The organism is Sphaerisporangium rhizosphaerae, from assembly GCF_042665155.1.
Classification (GTDB): domain Bacteria; phylum Actinomycetota; class Actinomycetes; order Streptosporangiales; family Streptosporangiaceae; genus Sphaerisporangium; species Sphaerisporangium rhizosphaerae.
Genome location: NZ_JBHTCG010000004.1, coordinates 193,427 through 215,118, shown reverse-complemented (window position 1 = coordinate 215,118; position 21,692 = coordinate 193,427). Strand labels below are relative to the sequence as shown.

Sequence of the window (21,692 nt, the reverse complement as noted above, 5' to 3'; positions counted from 1 at the left end):
CAGCCTGTGTTTTCGGTGCATTACGTGTAGCGGGCCGGGGCGTTGGTGCAGGTAGACGCTAAGGAGCTTGTTCGCGTGCCCCTCGTAATGCGTAGGTCAATGGTTCGATTCCCTTAGGCGGCTCCAGCTCACAGGCCCCTTGCGATCACCGCGAGGGGTTTTTTTGCCGGCACCCTTGCTAACAGGCGTGTTCAGGCGGTGGCCATTCCGGGTGATGTACCTGGAGGATGTCGAACGTCTCGTTGACCCAGACACGGCTCAGTCGTGTGTGCGTGATCTCTCTCAAAGCCTCGAAGGCTCTTTCTGGCTTGGTGCCGGCCGATCCCTTGGCGAGGAGATCGGCGACATGTCCAGAGAGCGCTTTGAAGGCGATGTACGGCGGAGCCTCCGAGCCGTCCCAGCGAACGGTGACGAGGTCCTCGGTTCCGGGGCGGTAGATCTGGCTCTGGAGGGGCTTGTTGGCCTTCACGCACAGGCGGAGCGACTGGAATCCCTGGCGGAAACAGCCGAGCAGCACACGGTCTCGCGCGGAAAGATTGTGCTCACCGGCGAGCCGGACGAGCAGCGACTCCAGTTCCCCTTCTGCTGCGGCGGTGCGTTCCAGCATGGTTCGACGGAACTCGTCGTGATCCGGAAGGCTCGATGGGGCGCCGCTCCACAGCTTCCAGAGGGCGAAGAACTGACCGTAGACGGCGTAGAAGGCGCCGAGGGCCTGGAGATCGAGCTCTCGGCGCTTCTTGTGCTCGTCCCACCGTGCGGTCAGGCGATTACCGACGATCCAGCCCGCGGACAGGGTGATCAAGGCAACGGCCAGGTTGGGGACCGCTTTGATGGCTTCCACCCATAATTGCTGTCCCACTTATGCACCCCTTGGGCCGCCCGCACAACCGCTGCCGGTAACCACCTATCACGGGCCCGAACCTTGGTCCAAGGCCTGGGTGAAGATCTCCACGACGGCGGACTCTGCAAAGCGGATCAGGTGGGCGTGGACGCGGAGCGTGATCACAGGGTCGGCGTGCCCGAGGCGGGCGGCCACGACGCGGACGGGGAGGAGGGGCGGTCCGGTGCTGCGGCCGCACATCTGGTCCACCGGTGTCGCCGCATATTTGGCCGCCTGTGCCAGGGTTGCGTTATGACCGATACTCCGTGGGAACCGCCGTTGGCCGGTGATGAGGCCGCGCACCTGGTGGGTGCGCTCGAGCGACTGCGCACCACCTTCCGCTGGAAGGCCGACGGCCTTGACGAGGACGGGCTGCGGACCCGCGTCGGCGCCTCCACGCTCACCCTCGGCCGCCTCCTCAAGCATCTGGCCGTGGTGGAAGACCACATGTTCAACGTCAAGTTCCAGGGCAAGTCGATCGGTTCACCGTGGGAGGAGCACTGGGAAGGCGGCGACGACTGGCAGTTCACCTCCGCCGACACCGACAGCCCCGAGTATCTGTACCGGCTGTGGGACGACGCCGTCGCCCGTTCGCGCGCAACGCTGGAGGCCGCGCTGGCCGGCGGCGGCCTCGACCAGCTCGCTCACATCTCCACTCCGGATGGGGAGCACGCCAGCCTGCGCCGCCTGGTCTGCGACCTGATCGAGGAGTACGGCAGGCACACCGGCCACGCCGACCTTCTCCGCGAGGCGGTCGACGGCCGGGTCGGCGAGGACCCTCCTCCCGGCTGGCACCCGGTGAGTTGAGCACCGGCCACGCCGGCTTGTCGGCGGCTCTGGGAGGTGTTCACGCCGGGTCGGGGGAAGAAGGCCCAGGCGGGAAGCGAACCATCGGGTAGGGCGCGGTGTCGGGCTTCGGGGCCGTGCGCCTCGACGGCCCGGGCGCACAGCGCATCCGATCAGCATCGGGATCGGCGGCACGGCGACCATCGGTTCCGTCTTCCGTGAGTCGCTTCGCCCACACGAGGAGCCGCCCTGCGCCTCCCCTCTTGGGGGTGCTTCCTCGAGCCGCTTTTCGGGTGTTTCCAGCTATGTGGGCGTGTTCTGGGACAGTGCGTTGAAGGCCGTTGTCGCCTGCTGGTCCAGGTGGATTTGGGTGGCCGCGACGTTGTCGGCCAGGTGGGCGAGGTTGCGGGTGCCGGGGATCAGCAGCGTGGCCGGGCTGTGGCCGAGCAGCCAGGCCAGACCGGCCTGAGCAGGGGTGATGCCGAGGCGTCCGGCGTGCGCGATGACGACCGGGTCGTCGGTGACGCTGGGCAGCCGGTCGAAGGCCGATCCGAGCGGGAAGTACGGCACCCAGGCGATCCCTTGCTCGGCGCACTCGGTCAGCACGTCCTCGTGGTCGCGGGTGAGGACGTTGTACAGGTTCTGCACGCAGACGATGCCGGCCGGAAGAGCCTGCCGCAGCTGCGCGAGGTCGACGTGGCTCAGGCCGATGCCGCCGATCTTGCCCTCGTCGCGCAGGGCGATGAGCTCGGCCAGCTGGCTGTCCAGGTCGACCAGTTGGTCGCCACTGGCGATGATGCCCGGTGGCACGTCGGCCCGGCGAAGGTTGACCACCGCGAGGCGCTCGGTGCCGAGGGCGCGCAGGTTGTCCTCGACCGACGCCCGTAGTTCCGCCGGCTTCTGGGCGGTGACCAGCCGCTGGGTCGGATGGGTCACCGCGCCGACCTTGGTGACGATCTGCAGGCCCTCGGCGTAGGGATGCAGAGCGGTCCTGATGAGGTCGTTGGCCGTGCCGTAGAACTGGGCCGTGTCGAGGTGGTCGACGCCGAGTTCGATCGCGCGGCGCAGAACCTTGACGGCTTCCGCGGGGTCGCCGTGTTCGAGCTGCATGGCGCCGAAGCCGGCCCGCAGGACATCGTGATCGCCCAGCTTCCCGTACGCGTACGCATGCGTCGTGGTCATGATCGTGGACCTCCGGATACGATGACCGTAAGCGGAACCGATTCCGCTCAGTTCTGTCTGACCCTAGCAGAAGCGGAATCGATTCCGCTTGTGAGGTTGAGGTGATCGCGGTTTCCGAGTCCGAGCGACGCCCCGGCGCCCGCAGGGACGCCCAGCGCAACCGCCAGCGCATCATCGACGCGGCCACCCGCGCCCTCACCGCCGGTCCAGAGCCCGTCAAGATCGAGGCCATCGCCCGCGAGGCGGGAGTCGGCGTCGGCACGCTCTACCGCAACTTCCCCTCCCGCGACGCCCTGGTCGAGGAGGTGTACCGCAGCGAACTCGCCCGCCTGTGCGCCATGGCCGCGCGACTGGTGAGCGACCTCCCGCCGGCCGACGCCATGCGCGAGTGGATGCGCCGCTACCAGGACTTCGTCGCCACCAAACACGGCATGGCCGAAGCCCTGCGCGCGGTGATCGCCAGTGGTGCGATCAGCTCCGGGCAAACCCGCGAGCACCTCGAGGTCGCCATCGCCACCATCCTCGACGCCGGACGGGCCGACGGCAGCCTGCGTGCCGACGTCCGACCGGCCGACGTCTCCGCCAGCATGGCCGGCATCATGCTGACCGCCGCCGACGTCGCCCAGGCCACCCGGATGCTGCAACTCCTCGTCGACGGCCTGCTCGCCCGGGATGTCGATGGCCTGCTCGCCCGCGATCGTTCCTGAAGGAGTCGCCACGCGGTCCGCCTTCGCCTCTCTGGCCGGCCGTACAACCCCACCGCCGGTACCACCGTCGCGGGCGCCTGGGTGACAGGGCTGGAGCGACGCCCTGGCCGCCCTTAACGAACCCGCATGGCCGGCTCTGGCGGGGTTGCCGGACTCGCGTGGCAAGGTGCGACGAAGTGGCGTGGCCGGATCGGGACACGCGGACAACCGGGGCTCTTCGCGCCCCGTCTCTCCTGAGTCACTTCACTCACACAAGGAGCCATCTTGCGCGCCCGCCTCCTACTCGCCGGGGCCCTGGTGTCCGGCGGCCTGGTCGTCCCCTCTCTGCCCGCCGCCGCGGCCGCCGCGCCGCGCGGGGCCCTGGCCGCCAAGGTGAAGGCGGTGGTCGACGGCGACACCGTGGACGTGGTCTACAAGGGCAGGACACTGCGGGTGCGCCTGCTGGACGTCAACGCGCCCAACAAGGGTCAGTGCTGGGCGGCGGCCGCGACCGCGCACACCGCGGCCCTGCTCGCCCCGAGGACGACCGTCCGCCTGCTCAAGGACAAGACGGCGCGCGACTCCGCCGGCCGGTACCTGTTCTACGCGTGGAACACCGCGGGGACGTTCGTGAACCGCAACCTGGTCCGCTACGGGTACGCCAAGGCGGGCCAGATGGGGGCCAACGCCAGGTACATCACGCCGTTGCGCGAGGACCAGGCCGCGGCCAGGGCCGCCCGTCTGCGCATCTGGTCGGGCCGGTGCGACGGCGGCCCGCAGGCCACCCCCAAGCCCAGCCCCAAACCCACCCCCAAGCCCACCTCCGAGCCGCCGCCCCCGCCGTCCGGGAACGACCCGCGCTTCAGGACCTGCGCCGAGGCCAACCGCAACGGCTACGGCCCGTACTACCGCGACAAGGACCCGGAGTACCACTGGTACCAGGACCGCGACGGCGACGGCATCGTCTGCGAACGCTGACACATGCTCGAGCGCGCCTTCCCGGGACTCGGCACGATGACCAGGGTGGGAGACGCAGGCCTGTGACCTCAGGGGGCGGCCGCGTGCGGCCGTTCAGGGCCTGAGCCGGACGCGCGCCGCGCGAAGAGGATTGCGCCCGGGACCTCCTGGTCGAGGTCGAGGAGCATCTGCGTCCGCACCGTGAACCCGGCCTCGCCCAGCCACCGCGCGACGAGGCCGGGTCGGCGGCGGTGCACGTGGACCTTCATCGGATGGCCGCCGTAGCCATGTGTCTTCAGCCGCGTCTCGTCGCCGACGTGGAAGCCGAGCATCAGCGGCCCGCCGGGACGCACCACCCGCCGGAAGTGGCGCAGAACCGCGGGGACCGCGTCGTCGGGGACGTGGATCAGCGACCAGAACGCGAGCAGGCCGGTGACCGCGGCGTCGGGCAGGTCGAGATCGGTCATCGAGCCCACCTCGAACCGCAGGCCGGGGTGGTCGCGCCGGGCCACTTCGATCATCCCGGGTGAGAGGTCGATGCCGAATGCGTCGACGCCCAGCTCGTTCAGGTGGGCGGTGATGTGACCCGGTCCGCAGCCCACGTCCGCCACCGGCCCGCCTCCGGCGGTGCCGACCAGGTCGGCGAACGCCGCCAGACAGGCGCGCAGGTACGGTTCACCGGCCAGATGGTCGCGGATGTGGTCGGCGTAGCCGACCGCGACCGTGTCGTAGGAAGCGCGGGTGTCCGCCAGCCAGCCGTCCCCGTTCATGGTCCGACACGGTAGTGCAGATCTGGCGAGCAGCCGGATGTCCGTCATGTCGACGCGGACGGCGACGGGCTCCTCGCCGATCGCGTGAGGGCCAGGGGCGGGTCGGACAGGTTCACCGGCCACCCCGGCGATGGTCAGTCGAGCCAGATGACGATGCCGGTCAGGCCGTTGAGTACGGCGGCGACGCCGGCGCGCAGGGCGCGGGCGGCGCGGTCGGGGGTGAAGGTGGCGGGGTCGTACTCCGAGGACATGCCGAGTCCCTCGCCGCGGAAGGACGCTCCGGTCCAGTCGGCGGCGGTGACGTTGGCGGTGGGCTCGGCGAGTTCGGCGCCGATCACGAGGAACCGCTGGTCGAGGTGGTTGGGGGTGACCATGGCCAGCGGGTCGACCAGGTCGTTGCCGGCGCTGACGACCAGGTCGGGCTTCAGGCGGATCGCCTCGCTGATGCGGGCGATGTACTGGTCGGGCCGGGTGGCCGTGACGGTCTTGAGGCTGACGCGCTCCTGCTCGGCCCACTGCGTCACGGCGTTCACCAGCGTCCTGGTCTGGGGGTCGGTCCCCGCGGTGAGCAGCACCACTCGGTAACCCTCCGACGGACGGGTCCCGTCCCACGAGCCGGGGCGCGGGGTGATCGTCGCCTCCGGGGCGGGCGGCGCGGACCGGTCGAGGAATCCGGGGCCGAGGGCGCCCATCGCGCTCGGCCTGGCGTGCGGCCGGGACCAGTCGTCCTCGGAGCCGCATCCGCCGGCCAGCAGGGCGGCGGTCGCGACCGCCACGGCCAGCATTCCGGCGGGCAGACGTCGAGAGCGCATGGGGGTCGTCCTTCGGGCGTGACGGGAGGTGCGTCTACTTCCTACCTCATTGCGAGCCCTCATCCACTATGGGCGATATTTCGGTAAGACGTGGTTCTTGACCCGTTTCCAGGTGCGCCGCCGCTCGTTCATGTCGGCCGAGCAGATTGCGTTCGCCAACCGAAAAGGAGTCACATGTTCCGCGCCACCCGGCGTCGTGCCTGTGCCGTCGTCGCCGCGGTGATCGTGGCCGTCCTGCTCAGCGCCGTACCCGCTCTCGCCCATGGATTCAGCTCGACCGTCTACGTCGACCTCACCTCGCCCGGCACCGGGCACGTCCGCGCCCGGCTCGGGCTGGAGTACGACCTGCTCGTCGTCTCCGCCGCCGACGCGCAGAAGGATGATCCGCTCTTCCGGGCGGGGACCGCGGCGTTCGAGGCCGGCGACGCGGCGCGGCAGGGCGCCGCGCTCGACGCCCATGCCGCCTCCGTGCTCGCGTACGTGACCGGGCGCTTCGGCGTCACGGCCGAGGGGGAGGCGTGCGCCCCGTCCCAGGACGGCGGGTACACGATCGAGCAACGCGAGGGCGTCCCGTACGCGGTGCTGGTGCTCGACTACCGATGCCCGGAGGCCGCCGAGTCGCACGAGGTGCGCAGCGGGCTGTTCCCGGACTCCGAGAGCTACGTGCGCGACAGCAAGACGGTGGTCACCTACGGCCTGGACCTGACGTCGGGGAGCGCCGCGCTCGATTCCAAACATCCGTCGTTCTCCACGCACCAGTCATGGGCCGAGCGCTTCTGGGAGTTCTTCCGGCTCGGGGCCGAGCACCTGCTCACCGGGCTGGACCACATCCTGTTCCTGCTGGCGCTCATCGCGGGGTCGCGCCGCCTGCGCGAGATCGTGCTCGCGGCGACGACCTTCACCCTCGCCCACTCCGTGACCTTCATCCTGGCCGCTCTCGGCCTGGTGCGGCTGCCGGCGTCGTTCGTCGAGCCCGTCATCGCGCTGTCGATCGCGGTCGTCGCGGGCTGGCATCTGTGGCGGATCTGGCGGCGCCGGTCACACGCCACCGACCTCGTGCCCACCGGGCGCGGTCACTTCGGGTTGGACACCGCGGGCTGGACGCGCCTGGCGGTGGTCTTCTGCTTCGGCCTGGTGCACGGGCTGGGCTTCGCCGCGGCCCTGGGCATCGACCAGGCCTTCTCGTGGACGCTCCTGTGGTCGCTGCTGGTGTTCAACGTGGGCATCGAGGTCGTCCAGCTGGCGATCATCATCGCCGTCTTCCCGCTGCTCGCGCTGCTGCGCCGCCGCCGTCCGGTCGCGGGTCTGTGGACGACGGGAGCGGTCGCGGCGGGCGTGTCGGTGATGGGCCTGGTGTGGTTCGCGCAGCGTGTTCTCGGCATCTGAGATCGCATGCGTGATCTCGCATCTGAGAGCGCATGCGTGATCTCGGAATCTGAGATCGCATCACAACTTCCGGCGCGCGCAACAGTACGCCTGTCTCATGTTCACCTTGAGGACACCGACGTCGGAAACCGTGACAAAGCTCCAAAACACCCTCAAATGGACGGAAACCTGATGAAGCTCGAAAACCGGGCACAGGGCCCCGGGGTCGTCCGACGCCGGCTCGCCCTCGGCGCCACGGCGGCGGTCATGGGCGTCAGCGCGGTGCTGGGCGGTGGCCTGACGGCCGCGGTCCACGCCACCGCCGGCGCGACGACCACCGGAATCATCCTCGGCGTGGGCGCCGACGAGTCGCAGCGCGTCGTGTCCTGGTACTCCTCGGCCGGCACCGCGCAGGTGGTCCAGGTCGCGCCGACCAAGCAGGTGCGCCACGGCGAGTTCCCCAAGCACACCACCACCTTCCCGGCGACGGTCACCGCGAACGTCGTCAACGGCGGCTACAACGCGCACGCCACGATCGACGGCCTGAAGAAGAACACCGCCTACTCCTACCGCGTGGGCACCGAGGGCAACTGGTCCCCGGCCTACTCGTTCAAGACGCGCGACTTCAAGGGCGACTTCGACTTCCTGTTCTTCGGCGACCCGCAGATCGGCTCGTCCGGCGACACCGCCAAGGACGGCGCCGGCTGGGCGGACACCGTGAACGTCGCCCTCGCCGCCAACCCCAGGTCCGAGCTGCTGGTCTCCGGCGGCGACCAGGTCGAGAGCGCCAACACCGAGACGCAGTGGGACGCCTTCCTCGCGCCCGACAAGCTGCGCCAGTACCCGTGGGCCGCCACCATCGGCAACCACGACGTGGGCGGCAAGGCCTACGAGCAGCACTTCTGGACGCCCAACACCGACCGTTCGGCGCCGTACTACAACGGTGACGCGGCCACCCGGTCCGGCGGTGACTACTGGTACGTCTACAAGGGCGTGCTGTTCATCGACCTCAACAGCAACGCCTACGCCACCGGCTCCGACGCCGCGCACATCAGCTACGTCTCCAAGGTCGTCAAGGAGCACGGCGGCGAGGCCAAGTACACGGTGCTCGTGTACCACCACTCGATCTACTCCCCGGCCAGCCACGCCAACGACGCCGACAACCAGCTGCGTCGCCAGGACTTCCCGACCGCCTTCTCCAACCTGGGCGTCGACCTGGTCCTGCAGGGCCACGACCACAGCTACTCGCGCAGCTACGTGATCAAGAACGGCCAGAAGGCGAACAAGGCCGAGCAGCCCGGCGCCGCCGAGGTGGCGCAGGGTCCGGGCGGGGTCATCTACGTGACGGCGAACTCCGCTTCGGGTTCCAAGTACTACGACCTCACCGCTCCGAACACCGCCAAGGACCCGAACTACGGCCCCGACCCGCTCAACCCCAAGAGCCACTGGGCCAACTCGGTCGAGAACCAGGAGCACGTCCGCACCTACGTCAAGGTGCAGGTCCGCGGCGACCGGCTGGTCGTCGAGAACCTGCGCAGCGGCACCTGCGCCGCCCCCAACGCCGCGGTCGAGCTGGGCCAGGAGTCCTGGTGCGGCCCGAACAGCGGCGCGGGCCCCGCGCAGCCGGTCGGCTCCGCCGTCGACAAGGTGGTCATCCGCCCCTACAGCGACGACCACCACGGCAACGGCCACGGTGACGACCACGGCAACGGCCACGGTGGCAAGGGCGAGGACACCAAGCCCGTCGCGACCGAGGCCGCCTGGCTGAAGTAACCGGCCGGGAGCGATGCCGGGGACGCTCACGCTGAACCGGCCCGCCCCCGTTCCCCCTGGTGGGGCGGGCGTCTTCGGGCGCCCGTCCCACCGCACGCGTTCCACCCGCCGTTCCCGACCGTTCGAGGATCACCAGATGCGCCCGCCCAGACCGTGTACGACCCCAGCCCTCGCCCGGGCCACCGTCGTGGTGCTGCTCGCCGTGCTCGGCCTGCTCGGCACGGGGGCCGGGCCCGCCGCGGCGGCGGACGGCGACGCCTCCTGGACGGTCGGCACGGCCGCCGGCGACTTCGGCTCCGGCCGGGAGAACTACCGTTACACCCTCGACCCGGGCGGCCGGCTCCAGGACGGCCTCGTGATCGTCAACCACGGCGCCACGCCGCTGCACCTCGCCGTGTACGCAGCCGACGCCTTCACCGCCGAAGGCGGACGGCTCGACCTGGCCGCCAAGGACGCGACCTCGACGAAGGTGGGCGCGTGGGTCCACGCGGACCGTCCGGACGTGACGGTCGCGCCCGGCGGGTCGGCGGAGGTGCCCTTCACGGTCGCCCTGCCGGACGACGCCGCCCCCGGCGAGTACATGGGCGGCATCGTCACCGCACCGGCCGGGGCCGGCGAGGGGGACGGGCGTCTCGGCATCCGCATCCGCCTGCGCGTCGGCGGCGCGCTCAAGCCGGGCCTGTCGGCGGAGGACCTGCGGGTGCGCTACTCGGGCACGCCCGATCCGTTCGGGAAGGGCGAGGCCACCGTCACCTACACGGTCCGCAACACCGGCAACGCCATCCTCGCCGCCCGGCAGGCGGTGTCCCTGTCGGGACCCTTCGGACGCTTCGGCGTCCGCGCCGGGCAGATCGGCGACTCGCCCCAGTTGCTCCCGGGCGACACCTGGAAGGTCTCGGTTCCGGTGCGCGGGGTGACCCCCGCGCTGCGCTTGACGGGGACGGTCGCCCTCACCCCGCTGCTCACCGACGCCGCCAACTCGGTCGCCCCGCTCGCCGTCGTCCAGACCACGGCCGACGCCTGGACCATCCCCTGGACGCTGCTCCTGCTCGTCCTCATCGTCGTGTGCGGCCTCACCGTCGCCGCTCTGGCCATCCGCCGCCGGCGCCGGACGCGGCCCGCGCGGACCGGGTCAGCGGCGGCGCTTCGCCCAGTGGACCAGCAGGATTCCGCAGGCTGACGGGAAGGCCTCGGCCAGCTCGTAGGAGTCGTGGGCCATCGAGGCGTCGAAGATGCGGGGACCGTCGCCGGCGACGCCGGGGTTGACGGCGAGCAGCAGGTCGTCGACGAGGTCGTGGCGCAACAGCGCGCGGGCGAAGCCGGCGCCGCCGAAGCACACCAGGTCGCCGGTGGCGGCGGCCTTGGCCTGGCGCGTGGACTCGGCGAGCGGCCCGGTGACGACCGTGGTGTTCGGCCAGGCCGAGGCGGTGCCGTGCTCGGTGATGACGAACTTCGGCAGCTCGCCGATGCGGTGCGCGAACCGGTGGTCGGGGTCGCCGGGGTGCTGGTCGGCGGTTCGCTTCCAGTGGTCGAGGTACCCCTCGGAGACCATCGGCCGGCTCAGGACGATGCCGGAGACGGAGTCGAGGAGGTCGTTGAAGCGCTTCCTGAGGTCGGGGCTCCATGGCCAGTCCGGACCCCAGTCCCACAGGTTCCAGGTGGAGCCGGGGACGTGGCTGTCGACGCATCCGTCGATGGAGGTCTGCATGTGGAGGATGAGGCGGCCCATGTCCGTCCGTTCTCTCGGTGTGCCAGGGGTGTCTCAGGCCGGCGGCGAGGCCGGCGCCTGGAGCAGGTCGGTCAGGTTGCGCGCCGCCCGCGGGTCGCCGTCGAGGTGGAGGTCGCCGGAGCGGACGGCGTCCGCCGGTGTGCGCCGGCCGGCGAGGACGGCGCGCAGGGTGTCGAGGTCGGTGGTGAGCGTCGCGTCCGGCCGCCCGGCGTCGCCGCGGCTGATCTCGATGGACCCCTCGGTGACCTCCACGGCGTAGGTCTCGGGGGCGACGCGCAGTTCGTAGGTGCCGCGCAGCTCGTCGGCGCGCGCGGCGTCGAAGCGGGCCTTGACGCCGAGCAGCAGGGAGTCGCGGCCGAGCTCGCGGTCGGGCGGGGAGGGCGCCCTGCTTCCCCAGCGTCCGAGCCCGAGGAGCACCGGTTCCAGCTCGCGGCCCCACTCGGTCAGCTCGTAGAGGTGCACACGGGCCGGCGCCCCGAGGTCGCGGCGCCGGACGACGCCGTGGTCGGTCAGGTCGGCCAGCCGCTGGGTGAGAACGTTCGGGCTCACGCCGGGCAGGCCGGCCAGCAGGTCGTTGAAGCGTTTGGGACCGAGGAGGAGGTCGCGCACCACCAGCAGTGCCCATCGGTCACCGATGACGTCGAGGCCGCGCGCCACGCCGCACGCATCTCCATAGCTCCGCCTGCCGCTCATGCCCGCCAGGCTAGCAGATAACTCCTATTTTAGGACCTTTGCTTATCTATTAGGAGTCGCTCCCGAGCGTCGGGGTCCATGAGCTGCACGAGAACCAGGCCTCGTCCGGGTTCACCAGGGAAGTGAAGGCGCGCCGGACCTCCGGAGTGGGTTCCATCCGCGGCCCCCTGTCCAAACCGGCGGGGGTGCCGCGTCGGTAGAGCGGGGCCGCCGCACGGCGGCCACGGATCTGCGGTGGAGGAACCAAGATGAGCGACGATCCGCACGCGAAGACGGAGACGGAGACGGAGACGGCGGACGACGTCCTGGCGTCGCACCCCGATGAGCCCGAACTGCTCGCGGCCTTCGAGGCGACGATGGCGGCGTGGGCGGGCGGCGACGCGAACGCGTTCGCCGACGGTTACGCCGAGGACGCCACGGTGGTGCTGCCCGGAGTGCACCTGAGCGGCAGGGCCGACATCCGGGCCCGTATGGGGGACGCGTTCGCCGGGCCGCTGAAGCACTCGCAGCGCATCCACCAGGTGCGCGGCATCCGTACCCTCGGGCCCGCGGGCTCTCCCGGTGACCACGCCGTCATCGTCCTCACGCGAAGTGCCACCGTGTTCGCTGGCGAGGCCGAGCCTCCGGCCGACCGGTGGGAACTGGCGACCTGGACGCTCTCGCGGCGCGACGACCGCTGGCTCGTCGAGGCGTACCACAGCTCTCCCGCGGCCTGATCACCCCTCGGGTCCGCCCGTCACGGACCACCGCGGTGCGAGGAGAACCCCGCGCTCGCCGGCGTTCTCGGACCGGCCGGCCGGTGTCGCCTCGTCCCGCAGGCCGCCCTCCTCCCGCGAACCATCGAACAGGACCGCTACTCACGATCGAAAGGACCCGATGTGGTGTCACACCAGAGCCGCGTCGTGGCTCTTCATGTCGTCCGCCATGTCATCTGACCAGAGAACGGGGAACGATTCATGCTGACTCGCAGGGATTCGCTGCGTCTGCTCGCGGGGGCCGTCGTGGGAGCCGCCGCACTGCCCGCCCGGCAGGCGGCGGCCGCCGCACTGCCCGCCCGCCTGGCCGTCGCGGCCGGCGCTCCACCCACCTGGACGGTCACCGGCTCGAGTTCGCCGTCGTTACAGCCCTTCGACGACCTGCTGAGAAGCTTCATGGAGGCGCAGAGCATCTCCTATGCCTCGCTCGCCGTGGTGCGGCAGGGCAGGCTGGTGCTCGCGCGGGGATACAACTCCACGTCGGGCCCGGTCCTGGCCCAGCCGACGTCGTTGTTCCGCCTGGCCAGCGTGAGCAAGCCGGTCACGGCCACCGCGATCATGAAGCTCGTCCAGGACGGCAGGCTCAGCCTGTCGGCCAAGGTGGCGCCGATGCTCGGGCTCAGCACGGCCGCCGACTCCCGGCTCGGTGAGGTCACCGTGCTGCACCTGCTGCAGCACCTCGGCGGCTGGGACCGGTCGGTGTCGTTCGACCCGATGTACCGGTGGGACTTCGCCATCAGCGGCCAACTCCACGTGCCGCTGCCGGTGACGCAGGCGAACATCATGGACTACACCTCCAGGTACACGCTCGACTTCGAGCCCGGAGACAGGTACGCCTACTCCAACTACGGGTACATGCTGCTCGGCAAGGTCGTCGAGAAGGTCACCGGCCTGCCGTACGCGACCTACGTCCAGCAGAACGTGCTCGCCCCGGTGAAGATCACCCGCATGGCGCAGGGCCGCACGGCCCAGAGCCTGCGACGGTCCTCGGAGCTCCCCTACTACTCGGAGATGGCTTCCGCGACGACCGTGCTGGACAACTCCGGGGCTCAGGTGCCGATGCCCTACGGGGGGTTCAACCTGGAGAACATGGCCGCGCACGGCGCCTGGCTCTCCTCGGCCGTCGACATGGCGAAGTTCACCACGATCTTCGACGCTCCCGGCCTGCTCACCTCGTCGTCGATCACGCAGGTGTTCGCCCCGCCCGCCATCGACTGGGACGGCTCGTACTACGGCATGGGCTGGTCCGTCCGCCCCGTCGGCGGCGCCCTGAACACCTGGCACGACGGGGCGTATCCCGGCACCTCCACCCTCATGGTCCGGCGGTACGACGGGCTGAGCTGGGTCGTGCTGTTCAATCGGTGGAACGACGCCCTGCAGCGGAACTACACCGATGACATCGACTACCCGTTGCACCAGGCAGCCGACGCGGTCACCTCCTGGCCGGCCACGAACCTGTTCCCGGCCTACGGCCTGTGACCCTCGCCTGACCAGCCGCGGCGGGCGCCCCGGCGGGGACCACCTCGTCGGGGGGGCCCGCCTCGTTGTAGTGGTGACGGCGGCGAAAGCCGGTGAACGGAGTGAGGAGGCCACATGCCGGACTACATGGTGTTGCTCTACGCGCCGGAGGACGAGGACCGGCAGGAGGAGAGGTTCGCGGAGATGCCGGTGTGGCTGGAGGTGACCGAGAGCCTCAGGAAGGCCGGGCTGCTCGTCGCGAACGCGCCGCTGCACCCGGTGGCCGCCGCGACGACCGTCCGCGTCCGTGACGGCGAGGTGGAGCTGACCGACGGTCCGTTCGCGGTGACCAAGGAGGTCCTGGCGGGCTACTACGTCCTCAGGTGCGCCGACCTGGACGAGGCGCTGCGCCATGCGGCGCGCATGCCGATCGCGCGCCACGGTTCGGTGGAGGTGCGTCCGATCATGACCACGGCCGAGATCTCGGCCCACGGTCCAGAACCGGCATCGTGAACACGACAGAACCGAGCCACCTGGAACCAGGGACCGGCGACCCGGCCGGGGCGGCGGTCGTGCGGGTGTTCCGCGATGACCGGGCGGCGGTGCTGGCCACCCTGATCAGGTACGCCGGCGACTTCCAGATCGCCGAGGACGCCGTGCAGGACGCGTTCGCCGCCGCGCTCGCCACGTGGCGGCGTGACGGGGTCCCGGCGAACCCGGCGGCGTGGATCACGGTGACGGCGCGCCGGCGGGCGATCGACCGGCTGCGCCGCGACCGGTCGGTGTCCGACCGCGCCGAGCGCCTGGCCGCGCTGCTGCGCCTGGACGAGCAGGAGCACGCCCCGATGGGCGAAGCGAGCCCGATCACCGACGACCGGCTGCGGCTGATCTTCACCTGCTGCCATCCGGCCCTGAACCTGGCGGCCCGTGTCGCGCTGACGCTGCGCACGCTCGGCGGCCTGACCACCGGCGAGATCGCCCGCGCGTTCCTGGTCGCGGAGCCGACCATGGGCAAGCGCATAGTCCGCGCCAAGCGCAAGATCGCCGACGCCGCCATCCCGTACCGGGTGCCCACCGGCGACGAACTGCCCGGACGCGTGCGCGGGGTGCTCCGGGTCGTGTACCTGATCTTCAACGAGGGCTACTCCGCCGGCGAGGGCGACCGTCTCGTGCGCGGAGAGCTGTGTGACGAGGCGATCCGGCTGGGACGGCTCGTGTGCGAGCTCATGCCCGGCGAGGCCGAGGCGTGGGGGCTGCTGGCGCTGATGCTCCTGCACGACGCGCGTCGCGCCGCGCGGGTCGACCGGCACGGCGGCTACGTGGCGCTGCCCCGGCAGGACCGGTCGTTGTGGGACCGGGACCGGATCGGCGAAGGGCTCCGCGCCCTGGAGCGCGCGGCCGGGTTCGCGCGTCCCGGCGAGTACCAGATCCAGGCGGCGATCAGCGCGCTGCACATGCAGGCCTCCGGCGAGGACACGACGGACTGGGCGCAGATCGCGCGGTTGTACGGCGCCCTCGGCAGGCTCACTCCCTCTCCGGTCATCGAGGTCAACCACGCGACCGCGGTCGGGTTCGCCTTCGGGGCCGCGGCGGGCCTGGCGTTGCTCGGGCCTTTGCTGGACGAGCCCGCCCTCGCGCAGTACCAGCCGTTGCACGCCGCGCACGCCGAGCTGCTCAGGCAGGCCGGTGACCGGACGGGCGCCGCGCGCGCGTACGAGCGGGCGATCGAGCTGTCCGGCAACGCCGTGGAACGGGCCGAACTCGAACGGCGCAGGATGACACTGACGTCGGGCTGAGGGAGGGGGGCCGGGGCGGCGGCTCCCGGCCGCCGCCGGCCGGAGGGGCACGGCATCCTTGGGGGATGGACCCGACACTCGCTGAGATCAGCCTCCCCGGACGGGTGGAGGACACCGACGGCATCAGCGCCGAAGAGCTCGCGCTGGCGGCACGCAACCACGGCATACCGCTGGAAGCGCTGCGGTACGACGTCACGCCGCTCGGGTTGCACTACCTGCTGATCCACTACGACATTCCGGTGATCGACCCGGCGGAGTGGCGGCTGGAGGTGGGCGGCCTGGTCTCCCGGCCGGCGACGTTCGGCCTGGCTGACCTGAAGGAGCTGCCCCGGCGCACCGTGCGGGTGACCATGGAATGCGCGGGCAACGGGCGGGCCAGGCTCGCGCCCCGCCCGGTGAGCCAGCCCTGGCTGGTGGAGGCGGTCGGGACGGCGGAGTGGACCGGGGTGCCTCTGCGCGAGGTGCTCGCCGCGGCCGGCGTCGACCCCGGCGCGGTGGAGGTGGTCTTCACCGGCGCCGACCACGGCGTCGAGCGCGGGGTCGAACAGGACTACCAGCGCAGCCTGCCGTTGTCGGAGGCCATGCGCGAGGAGGTGCTGCTGGCCTACGAGATGAACGGCGCGCCGCTCGCGCCGCAGCACGGCTTCCCGCTGCGGCTCGTCGTCCCCGGCTGGTACGGCATGGCCCACGTGAAGTGGCTGCGCGACATCGAGGTCCTTCGTGAGCCCTTCACCGGGTACCAGCAGAGCGTCGCCTACCGCCTGCGCCGGCAGCCGGACGAGCCCGGCGACCCGGTCACGCGCATCAGCCCCCGGGCGCTTCTGGTGCCGCCGGGTTTCCCCGACTTCATGTCCCGCACGCGGGTCGTGCGGCCGGGGCCGCTGACGATCGAAGGCCGCGCCTGGTCCGGCGGCGACGCGGTCGAGCGGGTGGAGGTCAGTGTGGACGGCGGGCGGAGCTGGTCCCCCGCGGTGCTCGCCGCGCCGGACGGGCACCGGTGGGCGTGGCGGAGGTTCACCTTCGACTGGCACGCGGAGCCGGGGATGCACGTCCTGTCGGCGCGCGCGACCACCGCCGGCGGCCTGAGCCAGCCCGAGACACAGGCGTGGAATCGGGGCGGGTTCGCCAACAACGCGATACAGCGGGTGGCGGTGGCCTGCCTGGGGGCATAGCGCACAGCGTCCGGCACGTGAGAAGCGCGGAGGCGCGGCGCGGTCTCGGCGGTCTTGTGCGGCGCGCCGGGTGCGTCCTCAGCCGTTCGTGTGGTCCGTGGCATGCGCGCCGGCGGGATGGGGGACGGGTAGGCGCAGGGTGGCCACGGCGCCACCGTCCGGCGCGTTGGCGAAGGTCAGCGTGGCGCCGATGACGCGAGCCTGGCCGAGCGCGATGGTCAGCCCGAGGCCGTGGCCGTGCCCGCGTTCGGCCGCGCCGGTGCGGAACCGTTGCGGCCCGCCGTCGAGCACGGCGTCCGGGAAGCCGGGGCCGTGGTCGCGCACGACGACCGACGTGCCCTCCACGGCGACCTCGACCGGGGCGCGGCCGTGACGGTGGGCGTTGATGACCAGGTTGGCGACGATGCGGTCCAGGCGCCGCGGGTCGGTCTCGGTCATGGCCGCTCCGGCGTCCGTGACGCGAGCGGGGAGCCCCGTACGGGCCACCGACTCCTCGACGACCTCGCCCAGCGGCACCCGGGCCAGGTCGGCACGCTCGACGCCCGCGTCGAGCCGCGAGATCTCCAGCAGGTTCTCGACCAGCGCCCGCAGCGCACCCACCCGATCTCTGACCAGATCGGTCGCCTCGCTCTCCGGCAGCAGCCCGGCGGCGGTGACCAGGCCCATCAACGGGGTGCGCAGTTCGTGGGCGACGTCGGCGGTGAAGCGCCGCTCGCTGAGCAGGCGGTCGCGCAGGCTGTCGGCCATCAGGTCGACCGTGGCCGCGATCTCGCTGATCTCGTCGCCGCGCCGGCCGCCCGCCACGGACCCGGCCCGGTCGTGCCCGCGCCCGGAGGTGCGGGCGTCCAGGTCGCCCGCGGCGATGCGGCGCGCGGTGCGGGCCACCCGTCTGAGCCGCCGGTTCGGCAACTCGGCCGCGAGCGCCGCCAGCGGTACGACGACGGCGAGCGCGGCCAGCGAGGCCATGACGATGTGCCGGTCGAGGGCGCGCAGGCTGCGCAGGTCGGCGCCCATGTCGACCTGCGCGGCCAGCACCCGGCCGTCGACGCGCTGGGCCGCCCACATCCACGGGACCTCGGGGTTGCCGTCGTCGTACCAGGTGGCCATCTGGTCGCTCCGCCGGACCTGCCGGGTCAGGGCCGCAGGCGGCGCCGCGTCGGCCGCGAAGGTGCCGCCGGTGGAGCCGGTGCGCCGGTAGGCGTCCACGATCGGCAGCAGCGCGGCCGTGGCCCGTTCCCTGCCCAGGGCGAGGGAGCGGTCGAACGTGCTGCGATGGACCAGCACCCCGATGCCCAGCGCCACCCCGCACGCCGCGAGGGCCACCAGCGCGGCGATCTTCCAGCGCAGCGAGTTCACGTTCAGCGGGCCGGGTGCCGCCCGCGCGGCGGTGTCGTCCATCTCAGCGCCGCAGCTTGTAGCCGAAGCCGCGGACGGTCTCGATGCGCTCGGCCCCGATCTTCTTGCGGAGCCGCTGCACGCACAGGTCCACGACGCGGCTGTCGCCGTCCCAGCCGTAGTCCCAGACGTCGCGCAGGAGCGTCCGCCGATCGAGCACGATGCCCGGATTGGCGGCGAACTCCAGCAGCAGCCGCAGCTCGGTCGGCGCCAGCGCCACCTGCCGTCCGGCACTGAAGACCTCCAGGCCGGCCGGGTCGATGGCCAGGTCGCCGAACACGAGCAGGCCGTGCGGCCCGGCCGGGCCGGCCGGGCCACCCACGGGGGAGGGGACGTTCTGGCCGGCCACGGGGGCGGCGCCAGGACCGGCGGGGGCTTGGGAGGTGGGCGCGGTGGGCGCTTCGACGGCGGGCGCGGAGGTGGGGCCGGTGGCGGGTCCGGCGGTGGGTTCGGCGGCGGGTCCGACGGTGGGTTCGGTGGAGGCGAAGGTGGCGCGGCGCAGCAGTGAGCGGATCCTGGCCACCAGCACGGAGATGTCGACCGGCTTGACGACGTAGTCGTCGGCGCCGGCCTCCAGGCCGGAGACGACGTCGAGGGAGTCCCCGCGCGCGGACATCATCAGGATCGGCTCCAGGCTCGACTCGCGGATCCTGCGGCACAGCCCGATGCCGTCCAGCACGGGCAGCATGACGTCGAGCAGCAGCAGATCGTGCCGCCGCTCCCGGAACAGCTCCAGCGCGGTCAGCCCGTCGCCGGCCACGGTGACCCGGTAGCCGTAGCGCTCCAGCGCCATCGCCACCGTCTTGCGGATCACCTCGTCGTCCTCGACGAGCAGGATCGTGACCGGCTCGGACGCGCCGCCGCGAGCGGTTGGAACAGACATCTCCTCCAACCTATAGCCGTCCCGGGGGTGGTGACCGACCGCGCCCGGCGCCAGGTGGGCAGGCCGAACGGCCAGGTCGCCCGCACCCGGCGGAGCGCGGCCTCCACCACCGGGTTCCGCGGCGGCCGTCGGTCAGCCTCGCCGGGCCGAGGCGCGGCTGAGGGCGTCGGCGAGGCCCGGCCGGTTGGTGATGATGCCGTCGACCCCGTAGGAGATCAGACGGCGCATGGTCCCGACATCGTCCACGGTCCAGGCGAAGACCTCCATGCCGTGGTCGTGGACCCAGCGGACGTACCGCGCGGTCAGGTTCCCGTACGGGGGGTTGACCTGGCGGGCGAACCGGGCCAGTCCCGGGAGCTGTGTGGTCGACGGCGTGCCGAGCAGGCCGATCGGCACCCGCGGCATGATCCGATGGAACCCGCGCATCGACGCCCAGCCGAACGACTGCACCACCAGGCGTCCTGGCTGCAGCCAGGACGCCTCGCGCCGCAGCTCCGCGGCGACGCGGGCCTCGATGCCCGGGTAGAGCTCCGGCGCCTTGATCTCCAGGAGAAGGCCGAGACCGCCGCCGTCCATCGCGCGCAGGGTCTCGCCGAGGGTGGGCACGGGTTCGTCCTTGTACCGGGCGGCGAACCACGAGCCGGCGTCCAGTTTCCGGATCTGCGCCAACGTGAGGTCGCGTACCCGCCAGGGCGCCCGGCCAGGGAAGACCCGTTCGACGTCGGTGGTCCTGGTGAGCGTCGTGTCGTGCATGAGGACCAGCTTGTGGTCCCTGGTCTCCTGCACGTCGAGCTCGAACATGTCGGCCCCCTGCTCACGCGCCAGCCTGAAGGCGCTGATCGTGTTCTCCGGAGCGTCCGCGGACGCGCCGCGGTGGGCGACGGTGACGACGCTCGCGGTCGCCGCGGTCGCCGCGGAGACCGCGGAGGCCGGGTTCAGGACCGCGGCGGCCGGGCCGGAGACCGTGGCGGTGGTCCGGGAATCGGAGGGGATGGTCCGGGAGGCGGCGGTGGTCGGGGAGGCTGGGGCGGTCGCGGCCAGCACGGCGAGCGACGTCGCGATGATGAGGCCGGAGCGTCGGTACATGGGTCTCCTCGGGCTTGGGAGGCAACCTTCGGCCCGAACTTGACAGCCTTACTCGACGCCCGGTTGATGCCTGGGCAACGGGGCGATGCCGGACGCATGACAATCCGAATCCCGTTCATGCCGCGTCAGGCCTCCCTGGCGGGGCCCACCCCCGCCATCGCCCCCGCCATCGCCCCCGCCATTTGCGCCGCCACCGCCACCGCCACCGCCACCGCCACCGCCGCCGCCGCTGCCACTGGCACCGTCCGCTGGAGCGCGTCGCGTGTCCGCCGGTCTCTAGGAGCGGGCCGCGTCCGCTGCCATGGCTCGGGAGGCGTGGGACAGGGCGGTGATGCCCGCGCCGGCCAGCAGCCCGGCCGGGATCAGATAGGCCGCCGCGGAGGCATCCAGGCCGAACGGCGGCAGCCCGGCGACGGTGCGCAGGACCAGCACCGTGAACAGGCCCGCGTACCCGGCGATCGCCATCGCCACCAGCCACACCTGACGGCGCCGGGGCAGCCCGCCGAGTCCCAGCAGCCACGCGATGACGCCGAGGACCTGGACGGCGTGCATGGGGACGGCGTGCGCGGACTTCATCGCGCCGGCGGCGCCGTAGGTCGTCATCGAGACGGTGAGCGGCGTGGCGCCGGCGTCGACCAGCGCGTCGCCATGCATGATCATCCAGGCGCCGGCGGCGAGCGCCGTCACCAGCCCCACCAGCCCCGCCCGGAGCGCCCAGGCCATCGGCGCGGGCGCGGTCGTGCGGACGAAGGAGGCGACCGCCATGACGACGATGACCAGGACCATGCCTCCGATGACCCACCCCGCGGCCTGGAACAGGGCCTTGTCCAGCGGCGTCGTCTCGTTGAAGTGCGAGGCGACGCCGCGGGCGTGCTGCATGGAGATGTAGGCGACCTCTCCGGCGGCCGAGGAGCACAGCAGGACCGACAGCACCCAGCCGATCCACCGGCGCACCGGCAGGTGCGCGGCGACCGCGCCGAGGGTCGCCGTGGTCATGCCGAACGACACGCCGAAGGTCACGGGCTTGCGCCAGGACAGCGGGCCGGACGCCGTGCCGCCCATCACGGCCCACAGGACCGCGTGGCCGAGCCCGATGGCGATCAGGATCGCCCCGGTGACGTAGGCCAGGCGCCGGTAGCCGGGAGCCTCGTCCCACGAGGCGCGGGCCGCGGCACGGGCGCGGCCGAACAGCGCCGCGACCCCGCTCCTGGGCAGCGGGTTCACGCTCAGCGGCGCGCCGAATCCGGTGGCGGGGGTCGTGTCGGTCACGGGGCGGGCCGGGACGCCGGTCGCCGGGGCCGGGAGCGAAGATGCGGTGAGGGCGGAAGGGATGATCGTGCCGGGGCGGGGGGTTGGGCTGGACATCGGGAGCCTCCCTGAGGGCCGCGAGGACGGCGCGGACGCCGAGGACACCAGGACCGTAGGCCGCCGCCCCTTCCACCCGGATCCCCCGCGCCGCCCAGATCGCCCCTCCCCGGCGCAGGGGATCCGGCGGCCGTTGATCCCTCTTGTGA

22 protein-coding genes are annotated in these 21,692 nt (G+C 71.9%); 11 read left to right on the top strand and 11 right to left on the bottom strand.

Annotation, left to right across the window (positions count from 1 at the left end; translation table 11 throughout):
• Positions 1 to 178 precede the first annotated feature (178 nt).
• Both ACFQSB_RS08080 and ACFQSB_RS08075 read right to left on the bottom strand, forming a co-directional pair.
• Positions 179 to 841 carry a hypothetical protein gene (locus ACFQSB_RS08080; protein WP_380825313.1) on the bottom strand — a complete coding sequence of 221 codons (663 nt, stop codon included), beginning with the start codon at positions 839 to 841 and terminating at the stop codon, positions 179 to 181.
• A 66-nt stretch (positions 842 to 907) separates the two neighbouring features.
• The gene (locus tag ACFQSB_RS08075) at positions 908 to 1,090 is read right to left on the bottom strand and encodes a hypothetical protein (protein ID WP_380825311.1); all 183 of its coding nucleotides are present in this window, start codon (positions 1,088 to 1,090) and stop codon (positions 908 to 910) included.
• A gap of 42 nt (positions 1,091 to 1,132) precedes the next feature.
• Here ACFQSB_RS08075 and ACFQSB_RS08070 point away from each other — a divergent pair, with 42 nt between their 5' ends.
• Positions 1,133 to 1,687 (top strand): mycothiol transferase, encoded by a 555-nt coding sequence (locus ACFQSB_RS08070; RefSeq protein ID WP_380825310.1) that lies wholly within the window; start codon positions 1,133 to 1,135, stop codon positions 1,685 to 1,687.
• 282 nt (positions 1,688 to 1,969) lie between these two features.
• Here ACFQSB_RS08070 and ACFQSB_RS08065 read toward each other — a convergent pair whose 3' ends face one another.
• A complete protein-coding gene (locus tag ACFQSB_RS08065; protein ID WP_380825308.1) occupies positions 1,970 to 2,848 on the bottom strand; it encodes an aldo/keto reductase in 879 nt (292 codons plus the stop codon).
• 101 nt (positions 2,849 to 2,949) lie between these two features.
• Here ACFQSB_RS08065 and ACFQSB_RS08060 point away from each other — a divergent pair, with 101 nt between their 5' ends.
• A complete protein-coding gene (locus ACFQSB_RS08060) occupies positions 2,950 to 3,555 on the top strand; it encodes a TetR/AcrR family transcriptional regulator (protein WP_354918267.1) in 606 nt (201 codons plus the stop codon).
• Positions 3,556 to 3,819: 264 nt separating this feature from the next.
• Positions 3,820 to 4,512: an excalibur calcium-binding domain-containing protein gene (locus ACFQSB_RS08055; protein ID WP_380825307.1), complete on the top strand. Its 693-nt coding sequence runs from the start codon at positions 3,820 to 3,822 to the stop codon at positions 4,510 to 4,512.
• A gap of 68 nt (positions 4,513 to 4,580) precedes the next feature.
• Here ACFQSB_RS08055 and ACFQSB_RS08050 read toward each other — a convergent pair whose 3' ends face one another.
• Together ACFQSB_RS08050 and ACFQSB_RS08045 are read right to left on the bottom strand one after the other, a co-directional pair.
• Positions 4,581 to 5,261 (bottom strand): class I SAM-dependent methyltransferase, encoded by a 681-nt coding sequence (locus ACFQSB_RS08050; protein ID WP_380825306.1) that lies wholly within the window; start codon positions 5,259 to 5,261, stop codon positions 4,581 to 4,583.
• 134 nt (positions 5,262 to 5,395) lie between these two features.
• Positions 5,396 to 6,073: a type 1 periplasmic-binding domain-containing protein gene (locus tag ACFQSB_RS08045; protein WP_380825305.1), complete on the bottom strand. Its 678-nt coding sequence runs from the start codon at positions 6,071 to 6,073 to the stop codon at positions 5,396 to 5,398.
• Positions 6,074 to 6,247: 174 nt separating this feature from the next.
• Here ACFQSB_RS08045 and ACFQSB_RS08040 point away from each other — a divergent pair, with 174 nt between their 5' ends.
• From ACFQSB_RS08040 to ACFQSB_RS08030, 3 genes are all read left to right on the top strand, one after another.
• Positions 6,248 to 7,459 carry a HupE/UreJ family protein gene (locus tag ACFQSB_RS08040; protein WP_380825304.1) on the top strand — a complete coding sequence of 404 codons (1,212 nt, stop codon included), beginning with the start codon at positions 6,248 to 6,250 and terminating at the stop codon, positions 7,457 to 7,459.
• A 171-nt stretch (positions 7,460 to 7,630) separates the two neighbouring features.
• Positions 7,631 to 9,211, top strand: coding sequence for a purple acid phosphatase family protein (locus ACFQSB_RS08035; RefSeq protein ID WP_380825302.1), 1,581 nt, complete (start codon positions 7,631 to 7,633; stop codon positions 9,209 to 9,211).
• Between the two features lie 136 nt (positions 9,212 to 9,347).
• Entirely contained in the window at positions 9,348 to 10,391 is a 1,044-nt protein-coding gene (locus ACFQSB_RS08030; protein ID WP_380825301.1) for a WxL protein peptidoglycan domain-containing protein, read from the top strand.
• Here the strand turns inward: ACFQSB_RS08030 and ACFQSB_RS08025 are convergent.
• Entirely contained in the window at positions 10,344 to 10,919 is a 576-nt protein-coding gene (locus ACFQSB_RS08025) for a dihydrofolate reductase family protein (RefSeq protein WP_380825299.1), read from the bottom strand. The two genes, ACFQSB_RS08030 and ACFQSB_RS08025, sit on opposite strands and share 48 nt — an antisense overlap.
• Before the next feature lie 54 nt (positions 10,920 to 10,973).
• Positions 10,974 to 11,633, bottom strand: a complete 660-nt coding sequence (locus ACFQSB_RS08020) for a winged helix-turn-helix transcriptional regulator (protein WP_380825298.1) — start codon at positions 11,631 to 11,633, stop codon at positions 10,974 to 10,976.
• A gap of 248 nt (positions 11,634 to 11,881) precedes the next feature.
• Here ACFQSB_RS08020 and ACFQSB_RS08015 point away from each other — a divergent pair, with 248 nt between their 5' ends.
• The 5 genes from ACFQSB_RS08015 (at position 11,882) to ACFQSB_RS07995 (ending at position 16,814) form a co-directional block, all read left to right on the top strand.
• Positions 11,882 to 12,349 (top strand): SgcJ/EcaC family oxidoreductase, encoded by a 468-nt coding sequence (locus tag ACFQSB_RS08015; protein ID WP_380825296.1) that lies wholly within the window; start codon positions 11,882 to 11,884, stop codon positions 12,347 to 12,349.
• Positions 12,350 to 12,589: 240 nt separating this feature from the next.
• Complete coding sequence (locus ACFQSB_RS08010; RefSeq protein ID WP_380825295.1) at positions 12,590 to 13,867, top strand: serine hydrolase domain-containing protein; 1,278 nt, start codon at positions 12,590 to 12,592, stop codon at positions 13,865 to 13,867.
• Between the two features lie 114 nt (positions 13,868 to 13,981).
• Positions 13,982 to 14,359 carry a YciI family protein gene (locus tag ACFQSB_RS08005; protein WP_380825293.1) on the top strand — a complete coding sequence of 126 codons (378 nt, stop codon included), beginning with the start codon at positions 13,982 to 13,984 and terminating at the stop codon, positions 14,357 to 14,359.
• Positions 14,356 to 15,642: an RNA polymerase sigma factor gene (locus ACFQSB_RS08000; RefSeq protein ID WP_380825292.1), complete on the top strand. Its 1,287-nt coding sequence runs from the start codon at positions 14,356 to 14,358 to the stop codon at positions 15,640 to 15,642. Before ACFQSB_RS08005 ends, ACFQSB_RS08000 begins: the two co-directional genes overlap by 4 nt.
• A gap of 65 nt (positions 15,643 to 15,707) precedes the next feature.
• On the top strand, positions 15,708 to 16,814 hold the full coding sequence (locus ACFQSB_RS07995; protein WP_380825291.1) for a sulfite oxidase: 1,107 nt from the start codon (positions 15,708 to 15,710) through the stop codon (positions 16,812 to 16,814).
• 78 nt (positions 16,815 to 16,892) lie between these two features.
• On the opposite strand, the gene ACFQSB_RS07990 is transcribed toward ACFQSB_RS07995, so the two are convergent.
• The 4 genes from ACFQSB_RS07990 to ACFQSB_RS07975 form a co-directional block, all read right to left on the bottom strand.
• Complete coding sequence (locus ACFQSB_RS07990) at positions 16,893 to 18,212, bottom strand: sensor histidine kinase (RefSeq protein WP_380825289.1); 1,320 nt, start codon at positions 18,210 to 18,212, stop codon at positions 16,893 to 16,895.
• 1 nt (position 18,213) lies between these two features.
• Complete coding sequence (locus tag ACFQSB_RS07985) at positions 18,214 to 19,092, bottom strand: response regulator (RefSeq protein ID WP_380825288.1); 879 nt, start codon at positions 19,090 to 19,092, stop codon at positions 18,214 to 18,216.
• 132 nt (positions 19,093 to 19,224) lie between these two features.
• Positions 19,225 to 20,178 (bottom strand): glycerophosphodiester phosphodiesterase, encoded by a 954-nt coding sequence (locus ACFQSB_RS07980; protein WP_380825286.1) that lies wholly within the window; start codon positions 20,176 to 20,178, stop codon positions 19,225 to 19,227.
• A 276-nt stretch (positions 20,179 to 20,454) separates the two neighbouring features.
• Positions 20,455 to 21,543, bottom strand: coding sequence for a hypothetical protein (locus tag ACFQSB_RS07975; protein ID WP_380825285.1), 1,089 nt, complete (start codon positions 21,541 to 21,543; stop codon positions 20,455 to 20,457).
• Between the last annotated feature and the right edge of the window lie 149 nt (positions 21,544 to 21,692).

What these genes read in the sequence shown, in the direction of transcription:
- ACFQSB_RS08025 (WP_380825299.1), bottom strand. Translation starts at nt 10,919, where the DNA reads ATGCAGACCTCCATCGACGGATGCGTCGACAGCCACGTCCCCGGCTCC.
- ACFQSB_RS08040 (WP_380825304.1), top strand. Translation starts at nt 6,248, where the DNA reads ATGTTCCGCGCCACCCGGCGTCGTGCCTGTGCCGTCGTCGCCGCGGTG.
- ACFQSB_RS07995 (WP_380825291.1), top strand. Translation starts at nt 15,708, where the DNA reads ATGGACCCGACACTCGCTGAGATCAGCCTCCCCGGACGGGTGGAGGAC.
- ACFQSB_RS08030 (WP_380825301.1), top strand. Translation starts at nt 9,348, where the DNA reads ATGCGCCCGCCCAGACCGTGTACGACCCCAGCCCTCGCCCGGGCCACC.
- ACFQSB_RS07990 (WP_380825289.1), bottom strand. Translation starts at nt 18,212, where the DNA reads ATGGACGACACCGCCGCGCGGGCGGCACCCGGCCCGCTGAACGTGAAC.
- ACFQSB_RS07980 (WP_380825286.1), bottom strand. Translation starts at nt 20,178, where the DNA reads ATGTACCGACGCTCCGGCCTCATCATCGCGACGTCGCTCGCCGTGCTG.
- ACFQSB_RS08065 (WP_380825308.1), bottom strand. Translation starts at nt 2,848, where the DNA reads ATGACCACGACGCATGCGTACGCGTACGGGAAGCTGGGCGATCACGAT.
- ACFQSB_RS08005 (WP_380825293.1), top strand. Translation starts at nt 13,982, where the DNA reads ATGCCGGACTACATGGTGTTGCTCTACGCGCCGGAGGACGAGGACCGG.
- ACFQSB_RS08015 (WP_380825296.1), top strand. Translation starts at nt 11,882, where the DNA reads ATGAGCGACGATCCGCACGCGAAGACGGAGACGGAGACGGAGACGGCG.
- ACFQSB_RS08050 (WP_380825306.1), bottom strand. Translation starts at nt 5,261, where the DNA reads ATGAACGGGGACGGCTGGCTGGCGGACACCCGCGCTTCCTACGACACG.
- ACFQSB_RS08010 (WP_380825295.1), top strand. Translation starts at nt 12,590, where the DNA reads ATGCTGACTCGCAGGGATTCGCTGCGTCTGCTCGCGGGGGCCGTCGTG.
- ACFQSB_RS07985 (WP_380825288.1), bottom strand. Translation starts at nt 19,092, where the DNA reads ATGTCTGTTCCAACCGCTCGCGGCGGCGCGTCCGAGCCGGTCACGATC.
- ACFQSB_RS08035 (WP_380825302.1), top strand. Translation starts at nt 7,631, where the DNA reads ATGAAGCTCGAAAACCGGGCACAGGGCCCCGGGGTCGTCCGACGCCGG.
- ACFQSB_RS08045 (WP_380825305.1), bottom strand. Translation starts at nt 6,073, where the DNA reads ATGCGCTCTCGACGTCTGCCCGCCGGAATGCTGGCCGTGGCGGTCGCG.
- ACFQSB_RS08070 (WP_380825310.1), top strand. Translation starts at nt 1,133, where the DNA reads ATGACCGATACTCCGTGGGAACCGCCGTTGGCCGGTGATGAGGCCGCG.
- ACFQSB_RS07975 (WP_380825285.1), bottom strand. Translation starts at nt 21,543, where the DNA reads ATGTCCAGCCCAACCCCCCGCCCCGGCACGATCATCCCTTCCGCCCTC.
- ACFQSB_RS08020 (WP_380825298.1), bottom strand. Translation starts at nt 11,633, where the DNA reads ATGAGCGGCAGGCGGAGCTATGGAGATGCGTGCGGCGTGGCGCGCGGC.